This is a genomic window from Burkholderia stabilis (assembly GCF_001742165.1).
Lineage (GTDB): Bacteria > Pseudomonadota > Gammaproteobacteria > Burkholderiales > Burkholderiaceae > Burkholderia > Burkholderia stabilis.
On the sequence record NZ_CP016443.1, the window covers coordinates 459162 to 484605 of the forward strand.

A 25444-nucleotide genomic window follows, 5' to 3' on the forward strand; every position below is an offset into this window, starting at 1 on the left:
ACGGGAGCCGCTGCGGGCGCAGCGGCGGACGGAATTCAAAGCTTAGGGAAAATATGGCCGATGAGCCAGCCCGCGAGCGTGTCGGCGGCGGTGGCGCAAAAATGGCGGATGCCCGGGTGAGAAGCCGCCCGTTCGAGTGGCGGACGCACGCGATCCCGGTCGGCTCGGGTCAACCGGGCGCGAGGTCGGGATCACGCGCGTACTTCATCCGCGAGGTATCAAGGCGATGACGCTTTTGCAGGTTGCGATGGCGGCATGTGCGCACCTGGCTCGAAGCCGGTGCCGGCGGATTCCGTGCATGCGGCCAGCACGCCGCGTGACCGTGGCTCGCAAAATTTGCGAGCCGCGACAACGGAGGGCGAATATCAGGGGCACGTGGCGAACCAGTCCCACCAGTAGTACCCGAACAGCTCTTGTGTACTTCTTTCCAGCGTATAGAGGCCAAAGCAGGCGCCCAGCGTTTCTATCCCGCTCTCTCGTACCTTGGCGCCAATGCTGGCGAAGGTTTGCAACTTCGTCAGCGGCGGCAGGCCATCGGAAGTTTCAGGGTTCAGTTGTACGGTCTTCACTTCAAGGAAGTCCTGCGTAAACTGGTTGAAGACTTTCTGCCCGAAAAGGTGTGCAACCTGATAAATGAGCACGGCGTCGTCCGAGTTCTCATAGATCGATACCGCCCTGAGTGAAACGGTGTCGCCCGGATACAGCGTCAGAAGCCGGTCACCTGGCCCATTCCCGATCGACCCGCCCCGCGCCCCGGTGTAAAGCAGGTTCACGGCGCGATGATCGACGGCGATCGGTGACTCGGGCTTCTTGCTCGGATTCGGGTACCTCCTCTTGATGTATTCCGTGTCGATCACGGCCAGGATGTCGATTTGCTGCGAGTTCACGTCGAGATTGATGCTTCCAGGATCGGCTGTCATACGTGGTGCTCCGTTTTGGCTTTATCGCGGAAAAGGGGTGGCGCCCTGTGAGGCGCAGCGCAAGACCTGCCGGCTCGAATCGCTCCCTGACGGCTTCGGAGCGAGTGGTCGGGGCGCTTGCCTCAAGCAGCGGAGGCTTGCCAGGTCCAGAAGAAGTAGCCGAACAAGCTCTTTTTGTTTTGATCCCGCGTATACAGTGCAAAACTCGTTCCGAGGTTCTCGGACCCGGAAGCTCTCGCCGACGAGTAGAACCTCTGGAAGGCTTGGGATTGCGCCGAGATCGCGACGATATCGGGCGTCTCGGCGGCGCTCGGTGCTTCACCCTGTTCGATGGTCTGCACGACGAACGGCGTGAAGACCTGATCGCCCGAGAAGTGCCGGACGTTGTAAATCACCGCCGAGTCTCCCGAATTGTCGGAGAGCGATGTCCCCATCAGGGACACTTTGTCGCCGACATGCAATTTCAGGCTCAGGTTGCCCGTGCCTTCCGAGCTGCTCACGCCGGGCAGGTGGCTGTTGACCATGAACACGGCATTGCTGCTGATGGGCGTCGGGTGGGACGCACTCTTGCTCGGATTAGAATAGCTTTTCTTTACATGATTCGTGTCGATAATCGCCAGAATCTGAATGAGTTGAGAGGTTTGTTCCAGACTGACGCTGTTCGGATCGAATTCCATTTAGGTGCCTCCGTGATAGATCAATTGCTCGTTCGGTGCGAATGACGCATCGGTGATGCGTGTCGTTAGTATCATCCATTTATATTGGTTTTCGTACCTGTCAAGTTTAATGGGATGAGTATTTTTAATGAGGGTCGTTTTTGTTTTTCAGTGCAGGGGCGCTGCGTCGGTCAAAACGAAAAAAACAACGCTGTTTTTTGATTCAATGAGGTACGCTGAAACTGCGGGGAAAGCAGGTGTCCGCCTTTCGATTGACGATAATTCGGACAGTGCCGTGCTTCTCCGCCGCAGCCGGCTTGCGCCAGGCGCGCAAGTGCTCGATCGCCGCGTGAGGGCACGTGCGATATGGCCCGATCCGGATTCTCCCGATTGCAACGGCCGGCCCCGATCACGGGCGAAGCCGGTTATTACGCATGGAGTCCAGTGATCATCGTCGTGTAATCACGTGTAATTGATTTTCTGATTTTATCGTTGGTGATCCGGTTGTTGAATATGGGATCTGGCGATTATCGATTGTGTAATTGGCTGTAATTGATTTTTTGCGACTTTCTTGAATTCGGGATCTCGGTTGTTGCTTGCGGAGGTCGGTGATAATCGTCGTGTAATTGAGTGTAATTGATTTTGCTGGTCAAAAAATAGGACATTGTCCATGACGCACTAATGATGTGTCGTCAGAGTTCAATTCCTAACGTTGAATGAGTGGAGGTTAACTATGGCTTCCGAAGTCACCCTTGCATCAAGCGCGCAGGACATCAACGTCCTCGTGGTTATCGATACGGAGTGGGTCAAGAAAACGTACCCGAATCCGAGCCAGAATCTGAGCAATCCGACGGGCATCGCTCACAATGGCCAGTTCATGATTTGCACCGGCGCGCGTGGCATCAAGGGGCAGGGTTCGGCCGACCTGGAAATCACGGCATACCCTCGTGATCGCGTCCTGTTCACCGGCGTGTCGATCTACGACAACTCCGATGACGCCGTGATCATCTATGACATCAAGCACTACAAGGGCGACCAGGTATTCAATCAGTTCAACTGCAACACGGTCACCCGCAACGGTGCTGTGGAACCCAATCCGGAGTCGCAGAGCCGAAATGGCCTCCCCGCACTGCAGAAACGGCTCACGTTCGCGACGTTCGACTCGTCGGTCAGGAATAGCGGCACGGAATATTTCGGCGTTTGTTTCGCGCTTTACAAGCTTGTCGGCGGGCAGAACCAGGAACTGTTCGGTTACTACTGGTGGGATCCGAAGATCTACGTTCCGGCCTGACCCGATCCGCTCGACTCTAGCGCGGTAGCAGGCGGGAACGCTTGCCAACGCCGGGCGAAGCAGCCGTAGGGCAAGCGCTGTTTCAGCGCAAGCACGAAATGCTTCGCACCTCGTGTCGAGGAGCCGGCGGGGACGGGATTGTGCCCACGATAATTTTCGTGGGCACAATTCATGATTGACGGTAGCGGTGACGATTTTCTGCCGCTGCGAGTAATGACGATGGAGGCCGACGACGAGCGCAGCTACGACAGGGCGGGCAGGCGAAGGCTGATCGAGGGATGTATCGAGACCGGAGTGTCGATCGCCGGCATGGTGATCCCGGGCCAGGTCGACACGAATCAGCCGTGACGCCAGATCAAGCCGAGGCGGGACGGAATTAGCGAAGGTCAACCGGCCGTGCAGCGATCCGAGCCGGATGAAAGCGCTGCGTCAATGCGCCCGGCGATGGGCAACCGGGACGTGCCTGCGAACGTTGCGGTTGCGGAATATCCCGATGTATTTGCCGATAGAACGCCCCGCCTGCGCGCGCGTGGCGAAGCATTGCCGGCAGACCCGTTCGTTCTTCCGCGTTCCGTTGGGGCGAAACGGCGCGATCAGGCGTCGAAGCCGGACGATCCCGTTGCACGGCGCCGCACAGTCTTGTACGGTGAGCGTTCGCCGTCCGAACCGGGAGCCCGCCGCGTGAGCCGTACCGCCAACCGATCCGCCGATCCGTCGCCGTTCTGGCGCAATGCCGCGCTGCCGTTCATCGAGGCGCGTACCGTCGACGACGGGCGCGAGATCTGCTACGCGAAGCACACGCACGACACGTTTTCGGTGGGCGCGATCGTCGGCGGCACGAGCAGCTATGTGAACGGCGCGACGAACGAACACGTCGGGCGCGGCGTGCTCGTGATGATCGATCCGGAACAGGTGCACGCGTGCAACCCGTACGGCCCCGACGCGTGGGCGTACCGGATGGTCTATGTCGACGTGCCTTGGCTCGCGCGGCTGCAGCATTCGCTGGGTCACGATCCGAATCGCGATTTTCACGGGTTTTCGCCGAAGATGACGGCGCGGCGCGACCTGTTCGGTAAATTCGGCAGCTTCTATCGCACGCTCGTGTCGCCCGCCATCGAGCCGCTGGGCAAGGAGAGTGCGGCGGTCGAGTTCTTCACCGCACTGCACGGCGCGCTCGATCGCGAGCGGCCCGACACGCGGCCCGGGGACGACAACGCCAAACTCGCGCGCGCGGCCGACTACATCACCGCGCATTGCCGCGAAGGCGTCACGCTCGATGCGATCTGCGCGGCCGCCGACCTGTCGCCGTCGTACCTGATCCGTGCGTTCAACGCGCGCTACGGGATGACGCCGCATGCGTTCCTGATCGATCGTCGCGTGCAGTACGGCCGCACCGAGCTGCGTCGCGGCCGGCCGATTGCCGAAGTCGCGCTCGACGCGGGCTTTGCCGATCAGGCGCATTTCCAGCGCGCCTTCCGGCGAATCGCGGCCGCAACGCCCGGGCAGTACCGCAGCGCGACGCGCTGAGCGGCAGGGCGGCGGAACGCGGGTCCGTCGTCGATGGCGTCGGCGCCGTTGCCCGGCGAGCGAGCCGGCGGGTTACACGTCGAGCAGGAAGAGCGCGCTGCCCGCGAGCAGCAGCGCCATCAACCGGTTGAACACGCGCATGCGCCGCGCGTTCGCGAGCCGGTGCCGCAGCGACGCGCCCGCATACGCCCAGCATGCGATCGACGCGAAACAGATCACCAGATACAGCGCGGCGAACTGCCAGACTTGCGCGCGGTCGCCGTCGGCCGCATACGCGCCCATCGCGGCCACGCACGCGAGCCACGCCTTCGGATTCAGCCATTGCATCGCCGCGCCGGCCGCCGCCGACGGGCCGGCCACGTCCGGATCGGCCGACAGCCGGCCGTCGTCGAGCGCGAGCTTCAGCGCCATGTATAACAGGAACGCGATCCCCGACCACTGCGTGGCGGTGGTCAGCACGGGCCAGCGCGCGAGCGCGGCGTGCAGGCCGAGGCCGATCAGCAGGAACAGCGCGACGAAGCCGAGCGTGGCGCCCGCCGCATAACGCAGGCTCGCGCCGAGGCCGTGGCGCGCGCCCGCGCTGAGTGCGACGATGTTGACGGGACCGGGGGTGATCGACGAGGCGAGCGCGAACGCGGCCATCGAAACCAGCATGCTCATCAGGTGTCTCCATGCGAAATGTCGAAAGTCGCATCGAGACTACGGCCGCCGCATCGGCCCGTATTGAAGAAAACTGCCCTCGGCGGCGTGGGCCGCCGTCAGTGCAGGGCGCGCGGCGCGTGCGCGGGCAGCGCGTCGTGCGCGTCGGCGGAATCGGTCGCGTCCGGGCGAAGCGGGCCGCCCGCGCAAGGCTGCGTCGACACCGAGAAGCCGAACGTATTGACGCCGCCCGCGCACGCGACGAACACGCTGCCGCCATGCATCTCGGCCACCGCCTTGACGATCGACAGCCCGAGCCCGTGATTCTCCTTGCTGTTCGCGCGGGCTTCCTCGAGCCGGTAGAAGCGCTCGAACACGTGCGCGCGCTGCGCGGGATCGATCGGCTCGCCCGGGTTCGCGACGGCCATCTCGACGAGCGTGTCGCGGCGCGTGATCGTCACGTTCACGGTTTCGCCGGGTGCCGAATGCTGGATCGCGTTGATCAGCAGGTTCGTCATCGCGCGGCGGAACAGCGACGGATCGACGGCCGCGCGCGCATCGCCATGCAGCTCGGCGCGCAACTGCGCCTCGTCGAGCGGGATTTCGAGGAAGTCGAGCATGCGCCGCACTTCGTCGGCGAGCGACACGTCCTTCAGGTCGGTCGCGCGTTCGCCGCGGTCGCTGCGCGACAGGAACAGCATGTCGTTGATGATCACGCGCAGCCGCTCGAATTCCTCGAGGTTCGACTGCAGCGTCTGGCGCATCCGGTCGACCGAGCGGTCACGGCTGGTGAGCGCGACCTGGGTCTGGCCGATCAGGATGCTGATCGGCGTGCGCAGCTCGTGCGCGACGTCCGCGTTGAAGGCTTCGAGCCGCGCGTAGGTCTGCTGGATGCGTTCGAGCGCGCCGTTGAACGATGCGGCGAGATCGCGCAGCTCGGCCGGCAGCGCGTCGGTCTGCAGCCGCTGGCGGCGGTTCGTGGCGCTGACCGACGCGGCATCCTGCGACAGCCGGTCGAGCGGCGCGAGCCCGAAGCGGGCGACCGCGCGGCTCAGCAGCAGCGTGATGACGGTGGCGGTCGCGATCAGCGCGGCGAGTGTCCAGCCGAAGCGGCGCAGCATCCGCTGCGTGCGCTCGCACGAACTGGCGACGATCAGTTGCAGCGTCGGCCGCTCGCCGCTGCCGGCCACCGTGACGGTCTTCGTCATCACGTCGTAGCTGCTGTCGTTCAGCGCGTAGCGCCGGAACGCGCCGTCCGGCGGCTCGATGGGCACGCCGTTCACGGGATTGCCGAAGCGGAAGGCGGGGTCGGGGCTGACGATCTGGTAGTGCGTCGAGCCGTCGGGCGGTTCGAAATCGCTGAGCTTTTCCTGCAGGAGGCGGCCGCGCGCGGCCGTAGTGGCATGCGACACGATCAATTCGGCAACCTTGGAGCGCGTGTCGAGCGTCGCGCGCAGTTCCGCGAACAGCTGGCGCTCCATCATCACGAACAGCCCGCAGCCGACCAGCGTGAACACGAGCAGCGACACGATGCCGAACATCGCCGAGAGCCGCAGCACGATCGAGCGTTTCATGCCGGCCTCTCGGTGTCGCCGTCCTCGCGCGCCTCGAGCACGTAGCCCATGCCGCGGATCGTATGCAGCAGCTTGTCCGCGAACGGGCCGTCGAGTTTCGCGCGCAGCCGCTTGATCGCCGTCTCGACGACGTTCGCGTTGCTGTCGAAATTCACGTCCCACACGAGTTCGGCGATGGTCGTCTTCGACAGCACTTCGCCGCTGCGCCGCGCGAGCACGCCGAGCAACTGGAATTCCTGCGCGGTCAGGTCGAGGCGCGTGCCGTCGCGGGTCGCGCGGCGGCCGATCAGGTCGACACGCAGGTCGCCGATCGAGATCAGCGTCGATTCCTGCACGCGCGCGCGGCGTGTCAGCGCGCGCAGCCGTTCGATCAGCTCGAGGAACGAGAAGGGCTTGGTGAGGTAGTCGTCGGCGCCGCCGCGCAGCCCGCGCACGCGGTCGTCGACGCGGTCGCGCGCAGTCAGCATGATGACGGGCGTCTGCTTCTGCGCGCGCAACGCGCGCAGCACGCCGAAGCCGTCCAGCTTCGGCAGCATCACGTCGAGCACGACCACGTCGTAGTCGAATTCGACGGCTTTCCACGCGCCGTCCTCGCCGTCGAGCGCGGTATCGACGACCCAGCCTTCCTCGGTCAGCCCGCTCTTCAGGTATTCGACGACTTTCGGTTCGTCTTCGACGATCAGGACTTTCATGTTGGTTATCCGCCTAATCGGGTTAAGGGGCGACGCTCGCGGCGCGCTGCGGGCTGGCAGCCGCGACTTCGGGCGTCGCACCGCCGTCCCAGCCGCCGCCGAGCGCCTTCGCGAGAAACACGACGAGCGCCGCGCGCTGGCCCTGGATCTGCACGGCCTGGCGCTCGCTCGTCAGTAGTTGCTGCTGCGCCGTCAGCACGTCGATGAACGGCGTCAGCCCGCCCGCGTAGCGATCCTGCGCGAGCGACACGAGCTTGCGCGCGTCGTCGACGGCCGCCGATGCCTGCTGCGCGGCCTGCGCCAGCACCGACAGGCCCGTGACCGCATTCTGCACCTCCTGGAACGCGGTGAGCACGGTCTGCCGGTAGCTGGCCTGCGCGGCCGTATAGCCGGCCTGCGCGAAATCGACGCCGGCCTTCAGCTTGCCGCCTTCGAACAGCGGCTGGCTGACCGATGCGCCGACCGACCACAGCAGCGCCGGCACGGTGAACAGGCCCGCGAAGCGCGTCGCGTCCCAGCCGATGTCCGGCGACAGCGCGATGCGCGGGAAATACGCGGCGCGCGCGACGCCGATCTGCGCGTTCGCGGCGGCCATCGCGCGCTCGGCCGACGCCACGTCGGGCCGCCGCTGCAGCAGGTCGCTCGGCATGCCGGTCGGCAGCGCGGGCGCGTTGATCGGCACCACGCGCGGCGGCAGCGAGAATCCGGGCGCCGGCGTGCCGACCAGCGTCGCGATCGCGGTTTCGACCTGCGCGCGCTGTTGGATCAGCAATTGCGCCTGCGTGCGCGTCGCGTCGAGCTGCGAGCGTTGCTGCAGCAGGTCGAGGCCGGACACAGCGCCGAGGTCGTGACGCGCGCTCACGTAGTCGAGCGCCTTCTGCTGCAGGTCGATCGAGCGCTTGACGACGTCGATCTCGGTGTCGAGCTCGCGCAACGCGAAATAGCTCGACGCGAGATCGGCGGTCAGCACGAGGCGTGCGTTCGCGAAGTCGTCGTGCGCCTGCTCGGTGCTCGCCTGCGCGGATTCGACACTGCGCCGCACGCGGCCGAACAGGTCGAGCTCGTAGCTGACGCTCGCGCCGACCTGGATGTCGTTCTGCACGGTCGACGCGTTGGTCGTCGCGTAGTTGGTCTGCGGCCGGTCGGCGGAAATCTTGAAGCGCTGGCCGCTCGCGTTCAGGCCGACGGCCGGATATTGCGCGGACGCGACCGACGCGAGCGTCGCCTTCGCCTGGTCGTAGCGCGCGGCAACCGCCTTGAGGTTCTGGTTGTTGCGCAGCGCGTCGGCTTCGAGCGCATCGAGCTGCGGATCGCCGAACGCCGTCCACCACGCCGGATCGAGCGGCGCGCGGGCCGGCGCGGCCGGGTGCCAGTACGCGTCGGCCGGATCGAGCCGCCACGCGGCTGGCGTATCGACGGCCGGGCGCCGGTAGTCGGGGCCGACCGTGCAGCCGGCGAGGGTGGCCAGCGCGACGACGGAGACGAGCGCCGCGGGCCGCATGCGGGTGCGCGTCGCGGTCACGACTTCGCTCCCGCCACGGCAGATGCGGGTTTCGCCGCCGGCGCGGCCGCCGACACGACGACCTGGTCGCCGTTCGCGAGCGCGTCGCTCGGGTTCGCGACGAGCCGGTCGTTCGGCGTGATCGGCCCGTCGACTTCGAGCGTCTGCCCGATCGTGCGCACGATCGTCACCTGTTTGAGGCGCACCTGGCCATTCGCTTCGACGGTCGCGACCGTCGGGCCTTCGGCGCGGAACAGCAGCGTATTGGCCGGCACCTGCAGGCGGCCGACCGGCGTCATCGGCAGCGTCGCCTGCACGTATGCGCCGGGCAGCAACTGCCCGTCCGGGTTCGGCAGCGTGATCTCGACCTGCAGCGAACGCGTCGCGACGTCGATCGCCTCGGCGGTGCGCGTGATCGTCCCGTCGAAGGTCCGACCCGGCAGTTCGGCCTGCGCGACGCTCACGTGCTGGCCGACCTTCACCTGCTGCGCGTTGGCCTGCGGCACCTGCACGTACAGGCGCAGCCGGTCGGCCTGCACGACCGTGAACAGCGCGCGGCCCGCGTTGCCGGAGTTGACGAGATCGCCGACGTCGACGTTGCGCTGTGTGACGATCCCGTCGATCGGCGCGACGATGCGCTGGAAGCCCTTCAGCTCGGTGAGCCGGCGCATGTTCGCGTCGGCCGCGGCGAGGTTCGCGGCGCCCTGGTTGAACGCGCCTTGCCGATCGTCGAGTTCCTGCTGGGACACCGCATCGCGCTGGCGCAACTGCTGCGCGCGATCGAACGACGTTTTCGCGAGCGCGAGCGCCGCCTGTGCCTGCTGGCGCTGCGCGGTGGCCTGCGCGAGTTCCTGGTTCAGCTCCGGCGTGTCGAGTTCGGCGAGCAGTTGCCCCTGCTTCACGTGCGCGCCGATGTCGGCCTGCCAGCGCAGCACGTAGCCGCTCGCACGCGCGTAGATCGGCGCCTCGACGAAGCCGCGCAGCGTGCCGGGCAGCGACAGCTTGCCGCCGTTTGCCGCGTCGACCGGATGCACGACGTTCACGTACTGGCGCGTGTTCTGCTCGGCGATCGCGTCGAGCCGGTTGCGGTTCAGCACGTTGACGACGATCGTGCGCGCGGCGCCGGCGGCCAGCAGCACGCCGATCACGATCAGCACGATCCGTCCGCGTCGCGACACCGACGTGCGCGTCGGCAGGTGCATGCCGTGTTCGTCCACCTGGATGCCGACGGAGCTGTGATGTTTCTCTTCCATGAATTCAACCAAAATTCAACCGGGTCTATGGGCGAAGGTCAGTGTCCGGCCTGGCGCGCGCGCCGGCGGGCCAGCCGCGCATGCACGCCGCCGAACACGAGCGGCACGAACAGCAAAGTCGAAACGGTCGCGAACAGCAGCCCGCCGATCACCGCGCGGCCGAGCGGCGCGTTCTGCTCGGCGCCTTCGCCGAGACCGAGCGCCATCGGCACCATCCCGATGATCATCGCGAGCGCCGTCATCAGCACCGGCCGGATCCGCGTCGCGCCGGCTTCCAGCGCGGCGGTGAGCGGCGGCGCGCCGGCCGCGAGGCGCTGGCGTGCGAACGACACGACCAGAATGCTGTTCGCGGTCGCGACGCCTACCGTCATGATCGCGCCCGTCAGCGCGGGCACGCTCAGGTGCGTGCCGGTGATGAACAGCATCCACGCGATGCCGGCGAGCGCGGCCGGCATCGCGCTGATGATGATCAGCGGGTCGAGCCACGACTGGAAATTGACGACGATCAGCAGGTAGACGAGCACGATCGCCATCGCGACGCCCGCGCCGAGGCCGATATACGACGTGCGCATCGTCTCGATCTGGCCGCGCATCGTCAGGTCGGTGCCGCGCGGCAGCGTCGCGCGCGCGTCGGAGACGATCCGGTCGATCTCGCCCGCGACCGAGCCGAGGTCGCGGCCTTCGACGCTCACGTACAGGTCGATCGCCGGGCGGATGTTGTAGTGCGTGATCACGGCCGGATTCGCGCTGGTGCGCATCTGCACGAGGTTGCCGAGCAGTTGCAGCGGCATGCCCGTGCGGCCGCTCGCCGAGATCGGCGTGCCGAGCAGGTCGTCGACCGACGAGATGTTGTACTGCGGGGTCTGGATCTGCAGCGGGTACTGGACGCCGGTTCGCGGGTTGATCCAGAACGAGGGTGTCGTCTGCGAACTGCCCGACAGCGAGATCAGCATGTTCTGCGCGACGTTCTGCGCGGAGAGATTGAGCTGCTGCATGCGCGTACGGTCCATGTCGGCCAGCAGGGTCGGCTCGTCGTTGCGCTGCAGCACGTGCACGTCGACGGCGCCGGGGATTTGCCTGATCTTTTTCATCAGGCTGCTCGCGATTGTCATGTTACTCGCGAGATCGTTGCCGAGCACCTGCACGTCGATCGCGGCCGGCTGACCGAAGTTGAGGATCTGCGTGATGATGTCCGACGGCTGGAAGAAGAACTCGACGCCCGGGAAGCGCTCGGGCAGCAGCTTGCGCAGCGTCTGCACGTAATGCTGGGTCGCGCGGTGGCCGGGCTTCAGCGCGATCAGCAACTCGCCGTCGAGCGTGCCGATGGTGCCGGCGTTGCTGTACGACAGGTTGATGCCGCTCACGGGCAGGCCGAGGTTGTCGACGATCGCGCCGAGCTCGTCGGGCGGCACGACTTCGCGGATCACGCGCTCGACCTGGTCGGCGAGGCGCGCGGTTTCCTCGATCCGGTAGCCGGTCGGCGCACGCATGTGCAGCCGGATGTTGCCGGAATCGGCATTCGGGAAGAAGTCGCGGCCGAGCACGAACACGAGGCCCGTCGACAGCACGCAGAAGCCGAGGAAGCACATCGCGTAGAAGCGGCGGCGCACGAGCAGCATGCTGAGCAGCACGATGTACCACGCGCGCAGCCGCTCGAACGCGTCGTTGAACGCGTGATGAATGCGCGCGAAACGCGACGTCGCATGATCGGGGCCGGTGCCGGCCTGCTGCGGGCGGAACAGCAGCATCGCGAGCGTCGGCACGAGCGTGCGCGACAGCACGTACGACGCGAGCATCGCGAACACGACGGCCTCGGCGAGCGGCACGAACAGGAAGCGCGCGACGCCCGTCAGGAAGAACATCGGCACGAACACGATGCAGATGCACAGCGTCGACACGAACGCGGGCACCGCGATCTCGCCGGCGCCTTCGAGGATCGCGTCGTGCAGGTTCGTACTGAACGACGACCCCCACGCTCCCTCCGGTCGCTGCCCCCCGAGGGGGGCGCTCGGCACGCTTGGGGCGGCCCGGCGCGTGCCGAGGTGCAGGTGCCGCTCGATATTCTCGATCGTGACGGTCGCGTCGTCGACCAGGATCCCGACCGCGAGCGCGAGCCCGCCGAGCGTCATGATGTTGATGGTCTCGCCGAGCGCGGCGAGCGCGATCAGCGACGTGAAGATCGACAGCGGGATCGAGATCGCGATGATCAGCGTGCTGCGCCAGTTGCCGAGGAACAGCAGGATCATCATCGCGGTCAGCACGGCGGCGATCAGCGCCTCGTGGATCACGCCCTGCACGGCGGCGTCGACGAACACCGACTGGTCGAACAGCGGCGTGATCGTGAGGCCTTCGGGCAGCGTCGGGATCACCTTCGGCAGCAGCGCCTTCAGGTCCGACACGACCTTGAGCGTCGATGCGTCGCCGTTCTTCAGGATCGATACGAGCACGCCGCGCTGGCCGTTCTGGCGCACGACGTTGGTCTGCGGCGCGAAGCCGTCGCGCACCGCTGCCACTTCGCGCAGGTAGGTCGTCGCGCCGTTGACGGTCTGGATCGGCAGGTTGTCGATGTCGGCGATCGTGTCGGCCGATGCGTTCGTGTCGATCCGGTATTCGGTCTGGCCCATCTTCGCGGTGCCGGTCGGCAGCACGAGGTTCTGCGCATTGACTGCGTTGACGATGTCGGCCGGCGTGAGGCCCTTTGCAAGCAGCGCCTGCGGATCGAGATCGATCGCGACCACGCGCGTGCGGCCGCCGTAGGGGAACGGAATCTGCACGCCCGGAACCGTGATCAGCTGCGGGCGCAGGAAGTTGAGCGCGATGTCGGCGAGCGACTGTTCGCTGAGCGTCTTGCTCGACAGCCCGAGCTGGATCACCGGGATGCTCGATGCCGAATAGGTGATCACGAGCGGCGGCGTCGCGCCCTGCGGCATCTGTCGCACGATCGCCTGCGCGGACGATACGGTCTGCGCGATCGCCGTCTGCACGTTCGCGCCGGGCTGCAGGAACACCTTCACGACCGCGATGCCGGGCAGCGACGTCGATTCGACATGCTGGATGTTGTTGACGGTCGTCGTCAGGATCCGTTCATGCACGGCCGTGATGCGGTTGGTCATCTCCGTCGCGGAGAAGCCGCTGTAATTCCAGATCACGCTGATCACGGGAATGTTGACCGCGGGCAGCACGTCGACCGGCGTGCGCATCAGCGCAAGCGGGGTGGCCAGCACGATCATGATGGCCATGACGATGAACGTGTAGGGGCGCCTGAGCGCAAGATTGACGATCCACATGGAGGCAGCGGGACAGGCGGTGATCAGGCGTCGATGAAGGGAACCCGAATGATAGGCGTCGGCGTGGAACGGGTTACTGTCGCGAAACTGGCGGAATTGTCAGGTTGGGGGCGATGGACATCGGCCGATTCTCCAGACGGAATGCTTGCGCACGCCGCGATCCGTGAACGGCTGCGGCGACGGATGCGCGCGTTGCGCCGGCGGCGGTTTCGCTCATCGCGCCGCGCTCAGATCTGTTCCATCCCGACGCGCGCGAGCGCACCGAGGTCGACGACCTCGATCTGGTTGTACGCGAGGCGCAACACGCCGCGCTTTTCGAGCTGCTGCAGCGCCTGGTTGATTCGCTGCCGCGACACGCCGACGAGCATCCCCAGTTCCTCCTGCGAGATCGACAGCGCCGGGCCGGTGTCCGGGTACAGATCGGGGTTGAAGAGCTGCGCGAGCGCCTGCGCGACGCGCGCATCGACGTCGAGCAGCCGGCTGTTCTGGATCGATGCGATGAACTCGCCCATCCGGTTGTTCAACTGGTGGATCACGAAGCGCGTGAACGGCAGGCTCGTGTCGAGCAGCGCGTGGAACGTGTCGACCGGCACGAACAGCACGGTCGAGCGCTGAATCGCGACGACCTCGTACTTGCGCAGCTCGCGCTTGATCACGCTGCCTTCGCCGAACCAGCCGCCCGAGGGCACGCCGGAAAACGTGCAGCCGCGCCCCGACGCGTTGAAGATCGCGAGCTTCAGCAGCCCGCGGTGCACGCCGATCCAGTATTCGGACGGCGCGAGCCGATGCGCGATCACGCTGCCGGCTTCGCACTGCTCGACGCGCGACTGCGCGAGCACGAGCGCCTGGTGCTCGGGCGCGAGCGTGCGGAACCAGGCACACTGGCCGAACAGCGTCGACAGCGCGGGCAACGGGCCCGGTTCGGGGAGCGTATCGGCCGGGAGGGCAGCCGCGTCGGGCGGCGCAACGAGAGGGTCGTGCATGGTGCGGGTTTGCGAGGATAGGGATAACGCGCAGCGCTCGAAAGGCACTCTGTCGTTTCGATGACAGACGGCTCACAATAGCGCCCGTTAGGCTGTCGGCAATTGAACCACATCAAAACGATCCGGGGTGGATGCACGCCGGTCGACAGAACACGGGAGACAGGATCATGACGCAGATGTTCGAGGCCGGGCTCGGCCGCCGCGACGCCAATTACGTGCCGCTCACCCCGATCGACTTCCTGGTCCGCACGGCCGAAGTCTATGGCGAGCGCCTCGCGATCGTGCACGGCGACGTGCGGCGCACCTGGGGCGAAACTTACACGCGCGCGAAGCAGCTGGCGAGCGCGCTCGCGCAGGCCGGCGTCGAGCGCGGCGACACGGTCGCGGCGATGCTGCCGAACATCCCGGCGATGGTCGAGGCGCACTTCGGCGTGCCGATGGCCGGCGCCGTGCTCAACACGATCAACACGCGGCTCGACGTGTCGTCGGTGCTGTTCATGCTGCGTCACGGCGAGGCGAAGGTGCTGATCGTCGACACCGAGTACGCGGAGCTCGCGCATCGCGCGGCGCTCGAGGTGCCGGGCCTGAAGATCGTCAGCGTCGCGGATGCGATGCCGGCCGATCCCGAGCGCTTCGCCGGCGCGACCGATTACGAAGCGTTCGTCGCGAGCGGCGACGCCGATTACGCGTGGACGCCGCCCGCCGACGAATGGGAGGCGATCGCGCTGAACTACACGTCCGGCACGACCGGCGACCCGAAGGGCGTCGTGTACCACCATCGCGGCGCGTATCTCGCGGCGATCAGCAACATCCTCGAATGGGACATGCCGAAGCACGCGGTGTATCTGTGGACGCTGCCGATGTTCCACTGCAACGGCTGGTGCTTCCCGTGGGCCGTCGCGGCGCGCGCGGGCGTGAACGTCTGCCTGCGCAAGTTCGACGCGAAGACCGTGTTCGACCTGATCCGCCGCGAACGCATCACGCACTATTGCGGTGCGCCGATCGTGCAGAGCGCGATCGCGAACGCGCCGGCCGAACTGCGCGAAGGCATCGATCACACGGTGCACGCGATGGTGGCGGGCGCGGCGCCCGCGCCGGCGGTGATCGCGAAGATGAAGGAGATCGGCTTCGACCTGCTGCACGTGTACGGGCTGACCGAGGTCTACGGCCCGGCAACGGTCTGCGCGAAACAGTCGCACTGGGAAGCGCTGCCCGATGAGGAGCGCGCGCGGCTCAATGCGCGCCAGGGCGTGCGCTACCACCTCGAAGCGGGCGCGACGGTGCTCGATCCCGACACGATGGCGCCGGTGCCGGCCGACGGCGAGACGCTCGGCGAGATCATGTTCCGCGGCAACATCTGCATGAAGGGCTACCTGAAGAACCCGAAGGCGACCGACGAAGCGTTCCACGGCGGCTGGTTCCATACCGGCGATCTCGGCGTGCTGACGCCGGACGGCTATATCCGCATCAAGGATCGCCGCAAGGACATCATCATCTCGGGCGGCGAGAACATTTCGAGCATCGAGGTCGAGGACGCGCTGTACCGGCATCCGGCCGTCGCGGTGGCGGCCGTCGTCGCGATGCCGGACCCGAAGTGGGGCGAGGTGCCGTGCGCGTTCGTCGAGCTGCGCGAAGGCGCGAGCGCGACCGAGGAGGAAATCGTCGCGCACTGCCGGCAACTGCTTGCGGGCTTCAAGGTGCCGAAGGCGGTGCGTTTCGGCGAGCTGCCGAAAACCTCGACCGGCAAGATCCAGAAGTTCCAGTTGCGCAATACGGTCGGATCGGACAAGGCGATCGACCTGGCGGGCGACAAGAAATAAAAGACGCGTGGCGCGTCGTGCGGCTCAATGCACGATGAGCCACGCGACCGCCAGATAGCGGCCGACCTTCGCGATCGTGACGATCGCGAGAAAGGTCGGCAGCGGCTCGCGCAGCACGCCGGCGATCATCGTCAGCGGATCGCCGATCACCGGCGCCCAGCTCAGCAGCAGCGACCAGCGGCCGTAGCGCGCGTACCAGCGCTCGGCGCGTGCGAGCGCGGACGGCTTGACCGGAAACCAGCGGCGCTCGCGGAAGTGTTCGATGCCGCGCCCGAGCGCCCAGTTGATCACGGAGCCCGCGACGTTGCCGATGCTCGCGACGAGCACCAGCGCCCATACGGGTTCGCGCCCGGCGAGCAGCAGGCCCGCGAGCACGGCTTCGGACTGGAGCGGAAACAGGGTCGCGGCGACCATCGACACGGCGAACAGGCCGCCGTAAGTGAGCAATTCGGACATCGCGCGATTGTACCGGCCGCTCGCCCTGGGTCACGCGGCGTCGGCGGTGCCGAACAGCAGGTGCGAGATCATCGACTTGTCTACCGGTTCGTCGTTGAGCGTGCTGGCGAGCAGTTCGCCCGCGAGCTGCTGCGGCGAGAACACCATGTCGGGCTTCAGCAGGCGCAGCCGTTCGAGGTTGCGCTGCTGGTTCACGAGCGCGACCGTGCGCACCGATGGCGCGATTTCGCGGATCGCGAGGATGATGAATGCGTTCTCGGCGTCGTCGGAACGCAGCGCGAGCACCGCGCGCGCGGTCGCCGCGCCGGCGCTCGTCAGGACCGCATGGTCGGTCGCGTCGCCGACGATCAGGTCGGTCGCGGCCGCGTAGTTGTGCTCGACGCCGGCCGGCACGACGACGGTCACAGCGTAGCCGCGCTTGCGCAGCCCGTCGTGCACCGCATGCGCGACGGGCGTCGCGCCGACGATCAGGAAATGATGTTTGCGGATCACGTTCGAAATGCCTCCCTTGACGATCCGTTTCAGATTGCCGCCGATCACGGGGCCGATGACCGCGCTGATCGACGTCGCGAATACCGTGATGCCGAGCACGATCACCGATGCGGTGAACAGGCGCGCGGTCGGCGCGTGCGGAACGATGTCGCCGTAGCCGACGGTCGACATCGACACGATCGAGAAATAGACGGCGGTGGCGAGATCGTGGACGGGCGGCGTGAATTCGTCGCCGAGATACAGCACGCCGAAGGTCGCGTAGATCAGCAGCGACACGATGCTCAGCAACGCGAACAGGCTGCTCGCGGCGATGCTCGCGCGGTTGAAGTGCCGCCAGTAATACAGCAGCGCGACGACCAGTACCGCCGTGTACACGAACACCGCGTGGCTGCGATAGCCGCCGAGCACGCTGATCGCGGCGGCCGCGACCAGCAGCAGGATCGACAGCACCCATGCGACGCGGGCGCGCAGCACGATGCCGATGGCCATCGTCGCGAGGCCGGCCGCGACGATGACCTGCGGCAGCACGACGAGCCCCGCGTTGTCGACGAGGTTCAGCGCATCGGCGAGCCATGCGTGATGGACGCCGAGTTTCGCGTGCTCGACGACGGGGCGCAGCACCATGAGCGCGTCGAGCGCGAGGAGGAGGGCGAGATACCAGTGGAGGCCGATCGGCGCGAACAGGCGCCGCAGGCGGGTAGTGACGTGCTTCATTCAGTCGCCCGGCAGGCCGGGCATGTCCAACGAACCAGCCGCTACCCTAAAGCATTCGGCGATCGGCTGCTTTTTCGCGGGGCTTGACGATACCCGCGCACCCGAACGTTCAGTTCCAGCCGACCATGATCGCGCCCATCCCCACGAGCAACCCGCCCGTCACGCGGTTCATCGCGCGCATCCGCGCGGGCCGCTGCAACGCACGGCTCAGCCGGTGCGAGAACAGCGCCATCGACGCGACGCCGCCCGCGAACAGCAGCGCGAACGTCGTGGCGAGCAGCAGGAACTGAAGGTTCAGGCTCCAGTCGGCATTCGGGCTGATGAACTGCGGAAAGAACGACGGAAAGAACAGCAGCGTTTTCGGATTCAGGCCCGACGTCGCGACGCCGCGCCAGAACAGCGCGCGTCCGGAGTCGGCATCCGGCTCGGCAATGGCGGCGCCGGCTTGGGCCGATGCGGCGGGCGCGCGGTTCAACCATTGTTTGGCGCCGAGCCAGACGAGATAGGCGGCGCCGGCCCAGCGCAGCACGGTCAGCGCGTGCTCGTTGATGTGGACCAGCGAATTCAGGCACAGCGCGGTGAGCGCGAGTTGCAGCAGCACGGCGAGCGTGCCGCCCCACACGCACGGCAACGCGCGGCGCCAGCCGGCGCGCAGCGCCTGGTTCATCGTGAGCAGGTTCACGGGGCCGGGCGCGTAGATGAGAACGGCGGAAGCAGCGAGGAACGACAGATAAAGCCTGAACGACATGACGGGAAGCGCGAGAGCGGGGATGCAGGCACCGGCTCCGCACGCGGTCGGATAGGCGTGCGGGCGGCGGGGAATCGCATGCCTGCTTGTCCGGCACCGCAACTCGTGATTGCGGCCGTGCGTCCCGGTGCGAAGGGGTTGTCGCGGGGAGCGTGCCGGGCAACAGGCATGGAGAAAATGTATCAAGCGGGCCGGTTAAAAGGCTTCCTGTTTTCCAGCAAAACGGACATGAAACCGGAATCCTGTTCAGATAGAATCCCGTTTTTCCGTAGAAGATTCTTTTCAACATGGCTACCCGCGAACGCACGGCGAAAACGCTCGACAACCAGGACCGCAAGATCCTTGGTGCATTGCAGAAAAATGCGCGTCTGTCGAACGCCGAACTGGCCGAACAGATCGGCATGTCGACGACCGCGTGCTGGAACCGCACGCGACAACTCGAAGCCGACGGCTACATCGACGGTTACGTCGCGCTGGTCAACCAGCGCATGCTCGGTTATGCGGACATCGTGATCCTCGAAGTCACGCTCGATCGCCACGAGGACGACGCGCTCGCGCGTTTCGGCTCGGAACTGGCCGCATTGCCCGAAGTGCTCGAGGCGTATCTCGTATCGGGCGAATACGACTACTGGATCAAGGTGGCGGTGGACGGCACGGCCGGCTACGAGCGTTTCCTGCGCGAAAAGCTGTACAGGATTTCGAGCATCCGTCACAGCCGCTCGATGTTCGCGCTGCGCTGCATGAAGGATGTGCCGTCGATTCAGGTGTGAAGGGGGCGCGTGGCCATCGTTGAACGGGTCGCGCATGCGGCTGCGCGATGGCGCGGAGAAAGCCGGCGAATACTGGGGAAAGGCCGCCGCAGAAGGCGCGCGGCGAAATACTGCACGCGAGCAGGCGAAACGGATGAATCTTCCGTCCGCGATGATCCGGTGCAATTGCACATCGTCCGGATAACGACTGCCTGCCCGGGCAATCGACAGACAAAACCGCGCCGAAACGGATCGGCGCCGGCATTTACATCAAGACGCTCCCGACGCGGCGAGCGAATTCAATCAGAACGCGGAACGAATCCGGCCCGTTTCAACGCTGCCTGCCCGTCACGCGGATGCCGGACGCGGCGGCCTCGCGGCGCGCGTCCGCGCAAGCGGATCAGGCAGGCAATCGTGCGGCCGGTCGTTCCGTTCAGCGCGGGAGACGCGCGTGTGCTTCAGCGATGACTTCGCAGTTCTCGAGGTGGAGCGACCAAGCTTCTGCAATCAGCTCGCCAACACGTGCGAGCCAGCCAGCGGATTGGGTGGAACGATCGGAGACATTAGACGTTTGCATGACGAAGCCCCATATAGGTGGCGAGTTAGGGATAACCCTAATCATAACGGAGCGTCACCGCCTTGTGAAATGCGATTTCGTTATATGAGAATTACTGACAATTTGTGTTGCTGCTACGCAACATGAATATGGGCGGCTTTTGCGACGCGAACGGGCGCCGCAGGGCCGTGGCAAGCACGGCCCTGCGCAGAGCAACGAAATGGCGGGAGAAGGACGATTCGATCGGCGGGACGAAGGGCGCGGCGCTTAGCGGCCGATCCACCCGAATCGCCAGGACAGCCGTCGCGTCGCGGCGAGCAGCGTCTGCGCGAGCGCGCTGTCCGGCCCGCGCGGGAAGCCACGCGACGAGCCGATGATCGCGATCACGAGCCGGATGCTGCCGGTGTGATCGAACACGGGCGCGGCGACCGTCCCGATGCCCGGCACCGGCGCGTCGAACGCGAAATCGAGCTCGTCCGCGCGAATCGCCGCGAGCCGCGCGCGGAACGCGTCGTCGGCCGGCGCGGCGGTGCCGGCGAGACGCACGGGTTCGTCGGCGAGCAGGTCGGCCAGCACGTCGTCGGGCATGCCGGCCGCGAAAATCCGGCCGATTGCCGTATTGACGAGCGACATCACGGTGCCGACCTGCAGGCTCACGTGCTGTGGCCGCGCCGATTCCTCGAGCCGGATCACGGTCGGGCCGAGCGGCCCGAGCGTCGCGGCGGCCACGCTCATGTCGGTCGCGCCGGCCAGCGCGACGATCTCGGCTTCCGCGTCGCGCGTCGGCGACACGCGCTGCATCGCGATCAGGCCGAGCGCCTGCCCGAGCGGGCCGCCGCCGAAGCAGCCGGCGTCGTCGCGGCTCAGCAGGCCGATCTTTTGCAGGCTGACGAGATGCGGAAACGACTTCGCGGCCGGCATCCCGGCTGCCGCCGCGAGATCGCGCAGCGGCAGCGCGCGGCCGGCCGACACCAGTGCGAGCAGCAGCTCGCCGGTGCTGTCGAGCGCATTGATCCCGCGCTGCGCTTTCGCGTCGTCGGCGAGCGCGGGCGGTACGTACGCGGCGCCCGTTGCCGGTGCGGGCGGTGCGTCAGCCGGTTCCGCGCCGAGCGACGCGGTGGCCTGCCGCGCGGCGTCGCGCAATGCGGCCGCGATCGGGCCGTCCCAGCCGACGTCGATCGATCCCGTCGAACCGATCACCGTGATCGCGAGCTGCAGGCGCCCGAGCGCGTCGAATACCGGTACGCACATCGCGCTGACGCCGGGGCTCGGCCGGTCGACGCCGCGTTCGATGCCGTGCGCGCGGATCGCGTCGAGCGCAGCCTGTTGCGCGTCGGCGTTCGGCGCGGGCTGCACGCCTTCGGCGCCCGCGAGCGTGTCGCCCGCGCCGGCCTGGCTGGCCGCCATCGCATCGAGTTGCGCGGGATCGCCGAACGCGCGGAACACGCGGCCGGTCGCCGTCGTGTCGAGCGACATCACCGAGCCGACGTGCAGGTTCACATGCAACGGATAGCCGCCGTGCTCGATGCGCACGATCGTCGGGCCGAGCGCGCCCGGCACCGACAGCGCGACGCTCAGGCCGACCGTTTCCGCGAGCCGCGCCGCGTGCGGCAGCGCGGCGCGATAGGCCGGCTGGCGCTCGATCGACATCAGCCCGAGCCGCAGCGACAACGGGCCCGGCTCGTAGTTGCCGGTGATCGCATCGCGCTTCACGAGCGCAAGCCGCGTCAGGCTGACGAGATAGGTGTGCGCCTGCGCGGTCGACAGGTCGGCCGCGGCAGCCAGCTCGGACAGGCCGAGCGGCTTGCGCCTGCGCGCGAGCGCGTCGAGCAGCCGGCCGGCGACCTCGACGCTCTGGATCCCGCGCTGCGCCTTGGGCGGCGCGTCGTCTGCGCTGACTTCGTGGTTCTGCACGCGTGAGTTCTTCCGTTGACGAAACCCCGCATGGTATCCGACGCCATTTATCGCGCCAGCCCGCAGGTTTACCCGTATTAGACAATAGCAAGCGACTTTGTCATTGACAAATATTTGGCGCGGGAAGATGATCCGTTCACTCCCCTCAACACATGGCTCGCAGCCACGGAACGCAACATGGCCAAAGCATTCGCCTCCCAAGCCGATCTGGAAGAGAAGAAAGTCACCTGGACGAAGCTGTCCGAGAACGCGTACGCGTACACCGCCGAAGGCGACCCGAACTCGGGCGTGATCATCGGCGACGACAGCGTGCTGATCGTCGACACGACCGCGACGCCCGCGATGGCGCAGGATCTGATCGCGAAGATCCGCAGCGTGACCGACAAACCGATCAAGCACGTGGTGCTGTCGCACTACCACGCGGTGCGCGTGCTTGGCGCGTCCGCGTATTTCGACGAAGGCGCGCAGCACGTGATCGCGAGCCGCGGCACGTACGAGATGATCGTCGAGCGCGGCGAGGCCGACATGAAGTCGGAGATCGAGCGCTTCCCGCGCCTGTTCGCCGGCGTCGAGACGGTGCCGGGCCTGACCTGGCCGACGCTCGTGTTCGAGCGCGAGATTACGCTGTTCCTCGGCAAGCTCGAAGTGAAGATCATGCACGTCGGCTCGGGCCACACGAAGGGCGACACGATCGTCTGGCTGCCGTCGCAGAAGGTGCTGTTCTCCGGCGACCTCGTCGAATACGACGCCGCGTGCTATTGCGGCGATGCGCAGCTCGAACAGTGGCCGGCCACGCTGGAAGCGTTGCGCGCGCTCGGCGCCGAGAAGCTCGTGCCGGGCCGCGGCCCCGCGCTGCTGAATCCGGCCGAGGTGAACAAGGGCCTCGACTACACGAAGGATTTCGTCACGACGCTGCTCGCGCAGGGCCGCAAGGCCGTCGAGCGCAATCTCGACCTGAAGGCCTCGATGGCGCTCACGCGCGAAGCGATGGATCCGAAGTTCGGCCACGTGTTCATCTACGAGCATTGCCTGCCGTTCGACGTGTCGCGCGCATTCGACGAAGCGAGCGGCATCGCGCATCCGCGCATCTGGACCGCGCAGCGCGACAAGGACATGTGGGCCGCGCTGCAGGACTGAGCGGCCCATCACGACGGGGCGTTCGGGTGAACGCGCCGCCGTTTCCCTGAAGGCGCCGGCACCGGCGGCATTGCGCCGCGGTTCCGGCAGCCGTATCCGGTCTCACAAGAAAGCAGGGCGCATGCACGCCCTCGGAGACTGCTGCGCGCTCGATTCGCGCGGCCCGTTTGGAGAGAGACATGCCCCAATCGCTTCCCGCCGAAGCGACGATCGCGCACGCGAGCGTCTCGGCGTCGACTTCCGCATCGGCATCCGAATTCACCGACGCGCAGCTGTTCAGCAAGATCGCGTGGCGGATCGTGCCGTTCCTGTTCCTCTGCTACGTCGTGTCGTTCCTCGACCGCATCAACATCGGCTTCGCGCAGTTGCAGATGAAGCACGATCTCGGCTTCAGCGATGCGATGTACGGCCTCGGCGCCGCGGTGTTCTACGTCGGCTACGTGTTCTGCGAAGTGCCGAGCAACCTGCTGCTCGCGCGGTTCGGCGCGCGCCGCACGTTCACGCGGATCATGCTGCTGTGGGGCATCGCGTCGACCGGGATGATGTTCGTGTCGCAGCCGTCGCATTTCTACGTACTGCGTTTCCTGCTCGGCGTGTTCGAAGCCGGCTTCTTCCCCGGCATCGTGTTGTACCTGACGTACTGGTTCCCCGCGAACCGGCGCGCGGCGGCGATCTCGGTGTTCTTCGCGGGCGTCGCGGTGGCCGGCGTGCTCGGCGGCCTGATGTCGGGCTGGATCATGCGCGACATGAGCGGCGTGCTCGGGTTGCACGGCTGGCAATGGATGTTCGCGATCGAAGGCGCGCCGGCGATCCTGCTCGCGTTCGCCGCGTTCACGTTCCTCGTCGACCGGCCGCAGGACGCTACCTGGCTCACGTCCGACGAAAAGGCGCGCGTCGCCGCGCTGTGCGCGGACGGCCGCGGCGCGCATGACGCGCACGACCGGCGCAGCCTCATGGCCGCGCTCGCGAACCCGCGCGTGTACCTGTTCGCGTTCATCTATTTCTCGCTGACCTGCGCGTCGCTCACGCTCAACTTCTGGATGCCGCTGATGATCCGCGACTTCGGCGTGACCGACGTCGTGGCCGTGAGCCTCTACACGGTCGTGCCGAACGCGGTCGGCGCGGTCGGGCTGATCCTGATCGCGCGCCGCTCGGATCGCACCGGCGAGCGCCGCAAGCACTTCGCGGCGTGCACGATCGGCGGCGGCCTCGCGCTCGCGGCGCTGACGCTGCACCTGCACAGCTTCGCGGCGATGCTGGCGTGCCTGTCGGTCGCGGCGACGCTGATCTTCGCCGCGCTGCCGATCTTCTGGGCCGTGCCGACCCGCTACCTGTCGGGCAACGCGGCGGCGGCCGGGATTGCGCTGATCAGCAGCATCGGGATCACGAGCGGCATCGTCAGCCCGTGGGTGATCGGGATGATCCGCACGCGCACCGGCAGCATGGATCTCGCCGTGTACCTGCTGGCCGCGCTGCTGGTGGTGAGCGGCGCGGCGCTGATGCTCGGCGTGAAGGGCGAAGCCGCGCAGCGCGACTGAGCAACGGCCGGTCGCCGCGCGCGGGCGGCGGCGACCGGCGCTTCGGGTCCGGCCCGCATCGGAATTCATCGAGGAGACGATCGATGTCAGCCCCTCTTCAAGCGGACGGCGCGCATGCCGTCGCAGCCGGCGCCGGTTCGACGGACGACGACGCGCTGTACCGGCGCATCGGCAAGCGGATCGTGCCGTTCCTGTTCATCTGCTACATCGTGTCGATTCTCGATCGCAGCAACATCGGCTTCGCGCAGTTGCAGATGCGGCAGGATCTCGGCCTGACCGACGCGATGTACAGCCTCGGCGCGGTGCTGTTCTTCGTCGGCTACGTGCTGTTCGAGGTGCCGAGCAACGCGCTGCTGCGCCGCTTCGGCGCGCGCCGCACGTTCGCGCGGATCATGTTCCTGTGGGGCGCCGTGTCGGTGGCGATGATCACCGTCGACAGCGCGAAGCATTTCTACGTGCTGCGCTTCCTGCTCGGGCTGTTCGAGGCCGGCTTTTTCCCGGGCGTCGTGTTCTACCTGACTTACTGGTATCCGGCGCGGCGGCGCGCATCGGTGCTGTCGATCTTCTACGCGGGCGTCGCGGTGGCCGGGATGGTCGGCGGGTTGCTGTCGGGCTGGCTGATGCGCGGGATGTCGGGCGTGCTCGGGCTGCACGGCTGGCAATGGATGTTCGCGATCGAGGGCGCGCCCGCGATCCTGCTCGGCGTGATCGCGTGGTTCTGGCTGTGCGATCGTCCCGAGCACGCGCGCTGGCTGACCGACGCTGACCGGCGGCGCCTCGCGGCCGATCTGGCCGCCGACCACGCCAGTGCCGGCACGCCCGCGCCGCATTCGCTGCGGCAGGTGCTGGCCGAACCGCGTACCTACCTGTTCGCCTTCATCTATTTCTCGCTGACCACCGCGCTGCTGATGCTGCTGTTCTGGATGCCGCTGATGATCCGCGAATTCGGCATTCACGATGTCGTGCAGATCAGCCTGCTGTCGGTGGTGCCGAACGC

20 protein-coding genes and 1 pseudogene are annotated in these 25444 nt (G+C 66.7%); 8 read left to right on the plus strand and 13 right to left on the minus strand.

All coding sequences use genetic code 11. The features are described from left to right. Nucleotides 1–365: 365 nt before the first annotated feature. Entirely contained in the window at nt 366–920 is a 555-nt protein-coding gene (locus BBJ41_RS20130; RefSeq protein ID WP_069748101.1) for an inclusion body family protein, read from the minus strand. A 122-nt stretch (nt 921–1042) separates the two neighbouring features. Continuing rightward, nucleotides 1043–1597 carry an AidA/PixA family protein gene (locus BBJ41_RS20135; RefSeq protein ID WP_069748102.1) on the minus strand — a complete coding sequence of 185 codons (555 nt, stop codon included), beginning with the start codon at nt 1595–1597 and terminating at the stop codon, nt 1043–1045. Nucleotides 1598–2309: 712 nt separating this feature from the next. On the opposite strand from BBJ41_RS20135, the gene BBJ41_RS20140 reads away from it, so the two are divergent. The 3 genes from BBJ41_RS20140 (at nt 2310) to BBJ41_RS20145 (ending at nt 4394) form a co-directional block, all read left to right on the plus strand. Further along, nucleotides 2310–2867, plus strand: coding sequence for an inclusion body family protein (locus BBJ41_RS20140; protein ID WP_069748103.1), 558 nt, complete (start codon nt 2310–2312; stop codon nt 2865–2867). A gap of 171 nt (nt 2868–3038) precedes the next feature. Next, nucleotides 3039–3215, plus strand: coding sequence for a hypothetical protein (locus BBJ41_RS40515; protein ID WP_156814831.1), 177 nt, complete (start codon nt 3039–3041; stop codon nt 3213–3215). Nucleotides 3216–3548: 333 nt separating this feature from the next. Further along, nucleotides 3549–4394: an AraC family transcriptional regulator gene (locus BBJ41_RS20145; protein WP_069748104.1), complete on the plus strand. Its 846-nt coding sequence runs from the start codon at nt 3549–3551 to the stop codon at nt 4392–4394. A 72-nt stretch (nt 4395–4466) separates the two neighbouring features. On the opposite strand, the gene BBJ41_RS20150 is transcribed toward BBJ41_RS20145, so the two are convergent. The 7 genes from BBJ41_RS20150 to BBJ41_RS20180 form a co-directional block, all read right to left on the minus strand. Then, nucleotides 4467–5054 (minus strand): LysE family translocator, encoded by a 588-nt coding sequence (locus tag BBJ41_RS20150; RefSeq protein WP_069748105.1) that lies wholly within the window; start codon nt 5052–5054, stop codon nt 4467–4469. A gap of 98 nt (nt 5055–5152) precedes the next feature. After that, on the minus strand, nt 5153–6607 hold the full coding sequence (locus tag BBJ41_RS20155) for a heavy metal sensor histidine kinase (protein WP_069748106.1): 1455 nt from the start codon (nt 6605–6607) through the stop codon (nt 5153–5155). Next, nucleotides 6604–7299, minus strand: a complete 696-nt coding sequence (locus tag BBJ41_RS20160; protein WP_021159240.1) for a heavy metal response regulator transcription factor — start codon at nt 7297–7299, stop codon at nt 6604–6606. The genes BBJ41_RS20155 and BBJ41_RS20160 overlap by 4 nt, the downstream gene beginning before the upstream one ends. Nucleotides 7300–7321: 22 nt before the next feature. Further along, nucleotides 7322–8821: an efflux transporter outer membrane subunit gene (locus tag BBJ41_RS20165; protein ID WP_069748107.1), complete on the minus strand. Its 1500-nt coding sequence runs from the start codon at nt 8819–8821 to the stop codon at nt 7322–7324. Further along, nucleotides 8818–10053: an efflux RND transporter periplasmic adaptor subunit gene (locus tag BBJ41_RS20170; protein ID WP_069748108.1), complete on the minus strand. Its 1236-nt coding sequence runs from the start codon at nt 10051–10053 to the stop codon at nt 8818–8820. Before BBJ41_RS20170 ends, BBJ41_RS20165 begins: the two co-directional genes overlap by 4 nt. Before the next feature lie 38 nt (nt 10054–10091). Continuing rightward, on the minus strand, nt 10092–13340 hold the full coding sequence (locus tag BBJ41_RS20175) for an efflux RND transporter permease subunit (RefSeq protein WP_069748109.1): 3249 nt from the start codon (nt 13338–13340) through the stop codon (nt 10092–10094). A 227-nt stretch (nt 13341–13567) separates the two neighbouring features. Further along, a complete protein-coding gene (locus BBJ41_RS20180; protein WP_069748110.1) occupies nt 13568–14323 on the minus strand; it encodes a Crp/Fnr family transcriptional regulator in 756 nt (251 codons plus the stop codon). Between the two features lie 167 nt (nt 14324–14490). Between BBJ41_RS20180 and BBJ41_RS20185 the strand changes: the two genes are divergently transcribed. Further along, a complete protein-coding gene (locus BBJ41_RS20185; protein ID WP_069748111.1) occupies nt 14491–16143 on the plus strand; it encodes an acyl-CoA synthetase in 1653 nt (550 codons plus the stop codon). 24 nt (nt 16144–16167) lie between these two features. Here the strand turns inward: BBJ41_RS20185 and BBJ41_RS20190 are convergent, their stop codons facing one another. From BBJ41_RS20190 to BBJ41_RS20200, 3 genes are all read right to left on the minus strand, one after another. Beyond that, entirely contained in the window at nt 16168–16599 is a 432-nt protein-coding gene (locus tag BBJ41_RS20190; protein ID WP_069748112.1) for a YqaA family protein, read from the minus strand. Between the two features lie 30 nt (nt 16600–16629). Beyond that, nucleotides 16630–17805: a voltage-gated potassium channel protein gene (gene kch / locus BBJ41_RS20195; protein WP_069748113.1), complete on the minus strand. Its 1176-nt coding sequence runs from the start codon at nt 17803–17805 to the stop codon at nt 16630–16632. Between the two features lie 109 nt (nt 17806–17914). Then, nucleotides 17915–18553: a LysE family translocator gene (locus tag BBJ41_RS20200; protein WP_069748114.1), complete on the minus strand. Its 639-nt coding sequence runs from the start codon at nt 18551–18553 to the stop codon at nt 17915–17917. Nucleotides 18554–18840: 287 nt separating this feature from the next. Between BBJ41_RS20200 and BBJ41_RS20205 the strand changes: the two genes are divergently transcribed. Further along, nucleotides 18841–19323 carry an Lrp/AsnC family transcriptional regulator gene (locus tag BBJ41_RS20205; RefSeq protein ID WP_069748115.1) on the plus strand — a complete coding sequence of 161 codons (483 nt, stop codon included), beginning with the start codon at nt 18841–18843 and terminating at the stop codon, nt 19321–19323. A gap of 802 nt (nt 19324–20125) precedes the next feature. Here BBJ41_RS20205 and BBJ41_RS20210 read toward each other — a convergent pair. Next, nucleotides 20126–21772 (minus strand): IclR family transcriptional regulator, encoded by a 1647-nt coding sequence (locus BBJ41_RS20210; RefSeq protein ID WP_069748116.1) that lies wholly within the window; start codon nt 21770–21772, stop codon nt 20126–20128. Between the two features lie 177 nt (nt 21773–21949). On the opposite strand from BBJ41_RS20210, the gene BBJ41_RS20215 reads away from it, so the two are divergent. The 3 genes and pseudogenes from BBJ41_RS20215 to BBJ41_RS20225 all read left to right on the plus strand — a co-directional run. Further along, on the plus strand, nt 21950–22909 hold the full coding sequence (locus tag BBJ41_RS20215; protein ID WP_069750278.1) for an MBL fold metallo-hydrolase: 960 nt from the start codon (nt 21950–21952) through the stop codon (nt 22907–22909). A 179-nt stretch (nt 22910–23088) separates the two neighbouring features. Then, nucleotides 23089–24447, plus strand: a complete 1359-nt coding sequence (locus tag BBJ41_RS20220) for an MFS transporter (protein WP_069748117.1) — start codon at nt 23089–23091, stop codon at nt 24445–24447. Nucleotides 24448–24530: 83 nt separating this feature from the next. Next, a pseudogene (locus BBJ41_RS20225) lies at nt 24531–25442 on the plus strand (MFS transporter); the annotation flags it as partial. Nucleotides 25443–25444 lie beyond the last annotated feature (2 nt).

Excerpts from the sequence above, each read along its gene's own strand:
- BBJ41_RS20130 (WP_069748101.1), bottom strand. The coding sequence starts at position 920 with ATGACAGCCGATCCTGGAAGCATCAATCTCGACGTGAACTCGCAGCAA.
- BBJ41_RS20135 (WP_069748102.1), bottom strand. The coding sequence starts at position 1,597 with ATGGAATTCGATCCGAACAGCGTCAGTCTGGAACAAACCTCTCAACTC.
- BBJ41_RS20140 (WP_069748103.1), top strand. The coding sequence starts at position 2,310 with ATGGCTTCCGAAGTCACCCTTGCATCAAGCGCGCAGGACATCAACGTC.
- BBJ41_RS40515 (WP_156814831.1), top strand. The coding sequence starts at position 3,039 with ATGATTGACGGTAGCGGTGACGATTTTCTGCCGCTGCGAGTAATGACG.
- BBJ41_RS20150 (WP_069748105.1), bottom strand. The coding sequence starts at position 5,054 with ATGAGCATGCTGGTTTCGATGGCCGCGTTCGCGCTCGCCTCGTCGATC.
- BBJ41_RS20155 (WP_069748106.1), bottom strand. The coding sequence starts at position 6,607 with ATGAAACGCTCGATCGTGCTGCGGCTCTCGGCGATGTTCGGCATCGTG.
- BBJ41_RS20160 (WP_021159240.1), bottom strand. The coding sequence starts at position 7,299 with ATGAAAGTCCTGATCGTCGAAGACGAACCGAAAGTCGTCGAATACCTG.
- BBJ41_RS20170 (WP_069748108.1), bottom strand. The coding sequence starts at position 10,053 with ATGGAAGAGAAACATCACAGCTCCGTCGGCATCCAGGTGGACGAACAC.
- BBJ41_RS20175 (WP_069748109.1), bottom strand. The coding sequence starts at position 13,340 with ATGTGGATCGTCAATCTTGCGCTCAGGCGCCCCTACACGTTCATCGTC.
- BBJ41_RS20180 (WP_069748110.1), bottom strand. The coding sequence starts at position 14,323 with ATGCACGACCCTCTCGTTGCGCCGCCCGACGCGGCTGCCCTCCCGGCC.
- BBJ41_RS20185 (WP_069748111.1), top strand. The coding sequence starts at position 14,491 with ATGACGCAGATGTTCGAGGCCGGGCTCGGCCGCCGCGACGCCAATTAC.
- BBJ41_RS20190 (WP_069748112.1), bottom strand. The coding sequence starts at position 16,599 with ATGTCCGAATTGCTCACTTACGGCGGCCTGTTCGCCGTGTCGATGGTC.
- kch (WP_069748113.1), bottom strand. The coding sequence starts at position 17,805 with ATGAAGCACGTCACTACCCGCCTGCGGCGCCTGTTCGCGCCGATCGGC.
- BBJ41_RS20200 (WP_069748114.1), bottom strand. The coding sequence starts at position 18,553 with ATGTCGTTCAGGCTTTATCTGTCGTTCCTCGCTGCTTCCGCCGTTCTC.
- BBJ41_RS20205 (WP_069748115.1), top strand. The coding sequence starts at position 18,841 with ATGGCTACCCGCGAACGCACGGCGAAAACGCTCGACAACCAGGACCGC.
- BBJ41_RS20215 (WP_069750278.1), top strand. The coding sequence starts at position 21,950 with ATGGCCAAAGCATTCGCCTCCCAAGCCGATCTGGAAGAGAAGAAAGTC.
- BBJ41_RS20220 (WP_069748117.1), top strand. The coding sequence starts at position 23,089 with ATGCCCCAATCGCTTCCCGCCGAAGCGACGATCGCGCACGCGAGCGTC.